The organism is Streptomyces shaanxiensis, assembly GCF_039537145.1.
Lineage (GTDB): Bacteria > Actinomycetota > Actinomycetes > Streptomycetales > Streptomycetaceae > Streptomyces > Streptomyces shaanxiensis.
In genome coordinates, this window is the sequence record NZ_BAAAZY010000032.1 from 75,536 (window position 1) to 83,772 (window position 8,237).

5 protein-coding genes are annotated in these 8,237 nt (G+C 72.0%); all 5 read left to right on the forward strand.

What is annotated here, in order from left to right:
• Nucleotides 1-103: 103 nt before the first annotated feature.
• Nucleotides 104-3,952, forward strand: coding sequence for a polarized growth protein Scy (scy, locus tag ABD932_RS41510; protein ID WP_345021386.1), 3,849 nt, complete (start codon nt 104-106; stop codon nt 3,950-3,952).
• Between the two features lie 183 nt (nt 3,953-4,135).
• The gene (locus tag ABD932_RS41515; protein ID WP_126395108.1) at nt 4,136-5,071 is read left to right on the forward strand and encodes a coiled-coil domain-containing protein; all 936 of its coding nucleotides are present in this window, start codon (nt 4,136-4,138) and stop codon (nt 5,069-5,071) included.
• Between the two features lie 86 nt (nt 5,072-5,157).
• Nucleotides 5,158-6,129, forward strand: coding sequence for an ATP-binding cassette domain-containing protein (locus ABD932_RS41520; RefSeq protein WP_345021388.1), 972 nt, complete (start codon nt 5,158-5,160; stop codon nt 6,127-6,129).
• 1 nt (nt 6,130) lies between these two features.
• Nucleotides 6,131-6,901 (forward strand): ABC transporter permease, encoded by a 771-nt coding sequence (locus tag ABD932_RS41525; RefSeq protein ID WP_345021390.1) that lies wholly within the window; start codon nt 6,131-6,133, stop codon nt 6,899-6,901.
• Nucleotides 6,902-7,033: 132 nt separating this feature from the next.
• Nucleotides 7,034-8,237, forward strand: a 1,204-nt coding sequence (locus tag ABD932_RS41530) for an ABC transporter ATP-binding protein (RefSeq protein WP_345021392.1), incomplete at its 3' end; no start/stop codon positions are given.

Consider the following 8,237-nt stretch of genomic DNA (forward strand, 5'->3'; position numbering starts at 1 on the left):
TGCTCCGCCGTTGATCTGACACCATTCCCCGGGGGCCCCGTTCGGCGGATGGACGGTGCCCGTATGGAGAGACTTGCGACCAGGGGACGGATGGGACCGCGCAGTGCGGGGCTACGAACGCCAGGAGCGAGAGCCGGCGGCTGACGTCGACCACCTCTCTCGGTTCGAGGCCGAGATGGATCGGCTGAAGACCGAGCGGGAAAAGGCGATCCAGCACGCCGAGGACCTCGGCTACCAGGTCGAGGTGCTGCGCGCCAAGTTGCACGAGGCGCGGCGCACCATCATGTCCCGGCCGGCCTTCGACGGCGGTGACATCGGCTATCAGGCCGAGCAGTTGCTGCGGAACGCCCAGATCCAGGCGGACCAGCTCCGCCAGGACGCGGAGCGGGAGCTGAGCCAGGCCCGCGCGCAGACCCAGCGCATCCTGCAGGAGCACGCGGAGAACGCGGCCCGGCTGCAGGCCGAGCTGCACCAGGAGGCGGTGACCCGCCGCCAGCAGCTGGACCAGGAGCTGGCCGAGCGGCGGCAGACCGTCGAGTCGCACGTCAACGAGAACGTGGCGTGGGCGGAGCAGCTGCGCGCCCGCACCGAGCAGCAGGCCCGCCGGCTCCTCGACGAGTCGCGCGCCGAGGCCGACCAGGCCCTGGCGACCGCGCGCGCCGAGGCCGAGCGGCTCACCGGCGAGGCCCGGCAGCGCCTCACGGGCGCGGCCGAGGAGGCCCGTGCGGAGGCCGAGCAGATCCTGCTCCGGGCCCGTACGGACGCCGAGCGGCTGCTGAACGCCGCCTCCACGCAGGCCCAGGAGGCCACCGACCACGCCGAGCAGCTGCGCAGCTCCACGGCGACCGAGTCGGACACCGCCCGCCGACAGGCCACCGAGCTCAGCCGGGCCGCCGAGCAGCGCATGGCGGAGGCCGAGGAGGCGCTGCGCAAGGCGCAGTCCGAGGCCGAGAAGCTGGTCGCCGAGGCCACGGCGGCCGCCGAGAAGACGCTCTCCAGTGCCGAGTCGGCCAACGAGCAGCGCATGCGTACGGCGAAGGAGCAGGTCGCCCGGCTGGTCAGCGAGGCCACCAAGGAGGCCGAGACCACCAAGGCGGACGCCGAGCAGGTCGTCGCCGACGCCCGCGCCGAGGCCGAGAAGATCGTCGCCGAGGCCGCCGAGAAGGCCCGCACGATCACCGCCGAGGAGAGCGCGACCCAGCTGTCCAAGGCGGCCAAGACGGCCGAGGACGTCCTCAACAAGGCGCAGGAGGACGCCCAGAAGACCACCAAGGCCGCGGCCGAGGAGGCCGAGCGGATCCGCAAGGAGGCCGAGGCCGAGGCGGACCGGCTGCGTGCCGAGGCGCACGACATCGCCGAGCAGCTCAAGGGCTCGGCGAAGGACGACACCAAGGAGTACCGCGCCAAGACGGTCGAGCTGCAGGAGGAGGCCCGCCGGCTGCGCGGCGAGGCCGAGCAGCTGCGCTCCGACGCGGTCGCCGAGGGCGAGAAGATCCGCGCGGAGGCCCGAAAGGAAGCCGTCCAGCAGATCGAGGAGGCGGCCAAGACCGCCGAGGAGCTGCTGGCGAAGACCCGGCAGGACGCGGACGAGCTGCGCCAGAAGGCCACGACGGACAGCGAGAAGGTCCGCACCGAGGCCATCGAGCGGGCGACGACGCTGCGCCGCCAGGCCGAGGAGACCCTCCAGCGCACCCGTCAGGAGGCCGAGCGGCACCGCGACGAGGTCGTCGAGCAGGCCGAGGGCATCAAGGCCGACGCCGAGCGGGCCGCCCAGGAACTGCGCGAGGAGACCGAGCGCGGCATCGAGGCCCGCCGTACGGAGGCCGCCGAGGAGCTGACCCGGCTGCAGACCGAGGCCGAGCAGCGGCTCGCGGCGGCCGAGCAGGCGCTGTCCGACGCCCGCGAGGAGGCCGCCCGTATCCGGCGCGAGGCCGCCGAGGAGACCGACCGGCTGCGCGCGGAGGCCGCCGAGCGGATCCGCACGCTCCAGCAGCAGGCCGAGGAGGAAGCCGACCGGCTGCGCAACGAGGCCGCGTCGGACGCGTCCGCGTCCCGTGCCGAGGGCGAGGCCGTCGCCGTACGCCTGCGGTCCGAGGCCGCCGCCGAGGCCGAGCGGCTGAAGTCGGAGGCGCAGGACACCGCCGACCGCGTCCGGTCGGAGGCGCAGGCCGCCGCCGAGCGGCTCGCCACCGAGGCGTCCGAGACGCTGTCCGCCGCCCAGGAGGAGGCCACCCGGCGCCGCCGCGAGGCCGAGGAGACCCTCGGCTCCGCCCGCCAGGAGGCCGACCAGGAGCGGGAGCGGGCCCGCGAGCAGAGCGAGGAGCTGCTGGCCTCCGCCCGTACCCGCGTGGAGGAGGCGCAGGCCGAGGCGGTGCGGCTGGTCGAGGAGGCGGACCGGCGCGCCACCGAGATGGTGTCGGCGGCCGAGCAGCACGCCCAGCAGGTCCGCGACTCCGTCGCCGGGCTGCACGAGCAGGCCCAGGAGGAGATCTCCGGGCTGCGCAACGCCGCCGAGCACGCGGCGGACCGTACCCGCCGGGAGGCCCAGGAGGAGGCGGACCGGGTCCGCTCCGACGCCTACGCCGAGCGGGAGCGGGCCAGCGAGGACGCGGGCCGCATCCGGCGCGAGGCCAACGAGGAGTCCCAGGCCGCCAAGTCGCTCGCCGAGCGCACCGTCGGGGAGGCGATCGCCGAGGCGGAGCGGCTGCGGTCGGACGCGTCCGAGCACGCCCAGCGGGTGCGTACGGAGGCGTCGAACGCCATCGCCGAGGCCGAGCAGGCCGCGTCCCGCACCCGGGCGGACGCCCGCGAGGACGCCAACCGGATCCGTTCGGACGCGGCGACGCAGGCCGACACCCTCATCACCGAGGCGCGTTCCGAGGCGGAGCGGCTGCAGTCGGAGACGATCGCGGAGGCCGACCGGGTCCGCGCCGAGGCGCGGGCCAAGGCCGACAAGCTGGTCGGGGACGCCACGTCGGACGCGGAGCGGCTGCGCGCCGAGGCCGCGGAGACGGTGGGGTCGGCGCAGCAGCACGCGGAGCGGACCCGCAGCGAGTCCGAGCGCGTCAAGGCCGAGGCGGCCGCGGAGGCCGAGCGGCTCGTGACGGCGGCGCGCGAGGAGGCCGAGCGCACCCTCGACGAGGCCCGCAAGGACGCGGCCAAGCGCCGCCAGGACGTGGCCGAGCAGGTCGACAAGCTCATCACCGAGACCACGGCCGAGGCCGACAAGCTGCTCACCGAGGCACAGCAGCAGGCGCACAAGACGACCGCGGACGCCGAGGCGCAGGCCGACACCATGGTGGGCGCCGCCCGCACGGAGGCCGACCGCCTCGTCTCGGAGGCGACGGTCGAGGGCAACTCGCTGGTGGAGAAGGCCCGCACGGACGCGGACGAGCTGCTCGTCGGCGCCCGCCGGGACTCCACCTCGATCAGGGAGCGCGCGGAGGAGTACCGCGACCGTGTCACCGGCGAGGTCGAGGCGCTGCACGACCGGGCCCGCCGGGAGATCGCCGAGACGATGAAGTCGACCGGCGACCGCTGCGACGCGCTCATCAAGGCCGCCGAGGAGCAGATGGCCAAGGCGCAGGCGAAGGCCAAGGAGCTGGTGTCGGAGGCCAACTCCGAGGCCGGCAAGGTCCGTATCGCCGCCGTCAAGAAGGCCGAGGGCCTGCTGAAGGAGGCCGAGCAGAAGCGGTCCTCGCTGATCAGGGAGGCCGAGGAGCTCAAGGCCGAGGCGATCCGCGAGGCCAAGCGCACGGTCGAGGAGGGCAAGCGCGAGCTGGAGGTCCTGGTCCGGCGGCGCGAGGACATCAACGCCGAGATCTCCCGGGTCCAGGACGTCCTGGAGGCGCTGGAGTCCTTCGAGGCACCCTCCGGGGGCAAGGATGGCGGGGTCAAGGCCGGTGCGACAGTGGGCGCCCCCCGATCGGGTGGCAAGTCGCCGGAGAGCTAGCCAAGAGACCGGACTCCGGTGTTTTCTGGGGCCTTTGACCAGATCTTTGGCAAGCAGTCCTGCGGTTAGCCACCCAAAAGGGGTGTCATTCTCCAGATCAAACACGCATCCGCTCGATGACACACCGCTTCGGCCCCTAGGATTCCACCTATCACCTCACCGGTCTCTTTCGACAGGAACCCCATGAGCGACACTTCCCCCTACGGCTTCGAGCTTGTGCGGCGTGGGTACGACCGCGCTCAGGTGGACGAACGGATCTCCAAGCTCGTCTCCGACCGTGACAGCGCTCTCGCCCGCATCACCGCTCTGGAAAAGCGCATCGAGGAGCTCCACCTCGAGACGCAGAACGCCCAGGCCCAGGTAACCGACGCAGAGCCGTCGTACGCCGGCCTCGGCGCGCGTGTCGAGAAGATCCTCCGCCTCGCCGAGGAAGAGGCCAAGGATCTGCGCGAGGAGGCCCGCCGCGCCGCCGAGCAGCACCGCGAGCTCGCCGAGTCGGCGGCCCAGCAGGTCCGCAACGACGCAGAATCGTTCGCTGCGGAGCGCAAGGCCAAGGCCGAGGACGAAGGCGTCCGGATCGTCGAGAAGGCCAAGAGTGACGCCTCCCAGCTGCGCGCCGAGGCGCAGAAGGACGCGCAGTCCAAGCGCGAGGAGGCCGACGCCCTCTTCGAGGAGACCCGCGCCAAGGCCGCGCAGGCCGCCGCCGACTTCGAGACGAACCTCGCCAAGCGCCGCGAGCAGTCCGAGCGCGACCTGGCGTCCCGTCAGGCCAAGGCCGAGAAGCGCCTCGCCGAGATCGAGCACCGCGCCGAGCAGCTGCGCCTGGAGGCCGAGAAGCTGCGCACCGACGCCGAGCGCCGTGCCCGCCAGACGGTGGAGACGGCCCAGCGCCAGGCCGAGGACATCGTGGCCGACGCCAACGCCAAGGCCGACCGGATCCGTTCGGAATCCGAGCGCGAGCTCGCGGCTCTCACCAACCGCCGCGACAGCATCAACGCTCAGCTGACGAACGTCCGCGAGATGCTGGCGACCCTCACGGGCGCCGCGGTGGCCGCCGCCGGCACCCCGGCCGAGGACGAGCCCATCTCCCGCGGGGTTCCCGCCCAGCAGACCCGGTAACGATCCGGCGCACGTCTGCTGAATTTTGGCAAAGCCCTCTGCCACTGGGGTGGCAGAGGGCTTTGTCCCGTTTTAGCGTGGGCGGCATGATCGAGCTAGAGGGGCTGACCAAGCGGTACGGCGAGAAGGTGGCGGTCAACAACCTGACCTTCACCGTCAGACCGGGCATGGTCACGGGCTTCCTCGGCCCGAACGGCGCCGGGAAGTCCACGACGATGCGGATGATCCTCGGCCTCGACCACCCCACCGCCGGCGACGTCCGCATCGACGGCAAGCACTACGACCGGCTCAAGGACCCGCTGACGTACATCGGCGCCCTGCTGGAGGCCAAGGCCTGGCACGGCGGGCGCAGCGCCTACAACCATCTGCTGTGCCTCGCGCAGAGCAACGGCATCGCGAAGCGGCGGGTGCGCGAGGTGCTGGAGACGGTGGGGCTCACGGCGGTCGCGCGGAAGAAGACCAAGGGCTTCTCGATGGGCATGGGCCAGCGGCTCGGCATCGCGGGCGCGCTGCTCGGCGATCCGCGGATCCTGATGTTCGACGAGCCGGTCAACGGGCTCGACCCCGAGGGCATCCACTGGATCCGCAACCTGATGAAATCCCTTGCCGCGCAGGGCCGTACGGTCTTCGTCTCCTCGCATCTGATGAGCGAGATGGCGCTGACCGCCGAGCACCTCGTCGTCATCGGGCAGGGCCGGCTGCTCGCCGACACGACCATGGCCGACTTCATCGAGCGCAACTCGAAGTCGTACGTCCGGATCCGCACCCCGCAGCGGGAGCGGCTGCTAGACGTGCTGCACGCCGCCGGGATCACGGCCGTGGAGACGGGCAACGGCACGCTCGAGGTCGATGGCGGCAAGGCCGAGCAGATCGGGGAGCTGGCGGCGCGGCACGGGGTGGTGCTGCACGAGCTGAGCCCGCAACAGGCCTCACTGGAGGAGGCGTTCATGCAGCTGACCGCGGAGTCGGTGGAGTACCACGCGCACGCCGAGGCGTCACCGCCCGCGCAGCCGCCCCCTATGCAGGCGCAGTGGGGCGAAGGCTGGAGGAGGAGCTGACATGGCAGCCACCCAGGTCATCCGCTCCGAGTGGACCAAGATCCGGTCCGTGGCCTCCACCGTGTGGACGCTCTCGCTCGCCGTGGTGATCACCATCGCCCTCGGCATGCTGATCGCCGCCCTGTCGAAGAGCGAGTTCGACGACATGAGCCGACGGGACCAGCTGTCCTTCGACCCGACCTTCATCAGCTTCGCCGGGATGAGCCTCGGTCAGCTCGCGATGATCGTGTTCGGCGTGCTCGTCGTCTCGAACGAGTACAGCACCGGCATGATCCGCAGCTCGCTGGCCGCCGTGCCGCAGCGCGGCACCTTCTTGTTCAGCAAGATCGCGGTGGCGACCGGCCTCTCCCTCGTCGTCGGCCTGGCCACCAGCTTCGTCGCCTTCTTCCTCGGGCAGGCGATGCTCGGCGAGCACAGGGCGGAGATCGGCGACCCGGGCGTGCTGCGGGCGGTGATCGGCGGCGGGCTCTACATGACCCTGATCGCGATGTTCTCGATGGGTGTCGCCGCGATGCTGCGCTCGCCGATGCTGTCGCTGGGCATCCTGATGCCGTTCTTCTTCCTGGTCTCCAACATTCTCGGCAACGTCTCGGCCACCGAGAAGATCGGCCGGTATCTGCCGGACCAGGCCGGCAGCCGGATCATGCAGGTGGTCACCCCGATCGACGACGACAAGCCGTACGGCCCCTGGGGCGGGCTCGGGATCATGGTGCTCTGGGTGATCGCGGCGATCGCCGGCGGGTACGTGACGCTCAAGAAACGGGATGCGTAGGGAGCGCCTCGGGTGACTGTCGGTACAAGGTTTTACTCGCTCTTGAGTGGAACCGTCAGCGCCTCGGTATCCTCCTAACCCTTACGGGGGGCGTGTGCCCCGCTGTCCTGATCCTTTCGATGGGTGCGGAGCATGATCGAAGCAGTCGGCCTGACCAAGCGCTACGGCGACAAGACCGCTGTGTACAACTTGTCCTTCCAGGTGCGGCCCGGTGCCGTCACCGGCTTCCTGGGCCCCAACGGCTCGGGCAAGTCGACGACGATGCGGATGATCCTCGGCCTGGACAACCCGACCGCGGGCCATGTCTCCATCGGCGGCTACCCCTACCGCAAGCTGCCCAACGCCCCCCGCCAGGTAGGCGCCCTGCTCGACGCCAAGGCGGTGCACGGCGGCCGGGCGGCCCGCAACCACCTGCTGTCCCTGGCCCAGCTGTCCGGCATCCCGGCCCGCCGCGTGGACGAGGTGCTGGGCGTGGTCGGCCTCCAGGACGTGGCCAGGCGGCGCTCCAAGGGCTTCTCGCTCGGCATGGGCCAGCGGCTCGGCATCGCCGCCGCGCTGCTGGGCGATCCGCAGGTGCTGCTGTTCGACGAGCCGGTCAACGGCCTCGACCCCGAGGGCATCCTCTGGGTGCGGAACCTGATGAAGTCGCTGGCGGCCGAGGGCCGTACCGTCTTCGTCTCCTCGCACCTCATGAGCGAGATGGCGCTGACCGCCGACCACCTGATCGTGATCGGGCGCGGGCAACTGCTCGCGGACATGAGCGTCAAGGACTTCATCGCGGCGAACTCCGCCGGCTTCGCCCGGGTCCGGACGCCCGACACCGAGCCACAACTGCGCGAGAAGCTGGCCGGCGCGCTCACCGAGGCGGGCGGCCATGTGCTGCCCGAGCAGGACGGCGCGCTGCGGGTGACCGGGCTGCCGCTCCCCCGCATCAGCGACATCGCGCACGACACCGACGTACGCCTGTGGGAGCTGTCGCCGCACCAGGCCTCGCTGGAAGAGGCGTACATGCGGATGACGCAGGGCGCGGTCGACTACCGCTCGACGATCGACCAGAAGGAAGGGCTCCAGCAGCCCCTGCCGCCGGGCGCCCAGCCGCCGATGCCGGTCCCGGGCCAGGGCCAGCCCGGCTGGTACGCCCCGCCGCCGCCCCAGCAGGGCGGGCAGCCGTTCGCCCCGCCGCAGGGCGCGCCGGGACAGCCGCCCGCCGGTGCCTACGGCGCTCCCGCGGCGCCCGGTTCCGCTCCGGACGCCGGCCCGGCCAACCCGTACGCCCAGCAGGCGCCCCAGACGCCGCCCAGCCAGGCTCCGGGACAGCCCGCCGCGCCGCAGGCCG

What these genes read in the sequence shown, in the direction of transcription:
- ABD932_RS41515 (WP_126395108.1), top strand. Translation starts at nt 4,136, where the DNA reads ATGAGCGACACTTCCCCCTACGGCTTCGAGCTTGTGCGGCGTGGGTAC.
- ABD932_RS41520 (WP_345021388.1), top strand. Translation starts at nt 5,158, where the DNA reads ATGATCGAGCTAGAGGGGCTGACCAAGCGGTACGGCGAGAAGGTGGCG.
- ABD932_RS41525 (WP_345021390.1), top strand. Translation starts at nt 6,131, where the DNA reads ATGGCAGCCACCCAGGTCATCCGCTCCGAGTGGACCAAGATCCGGTCC.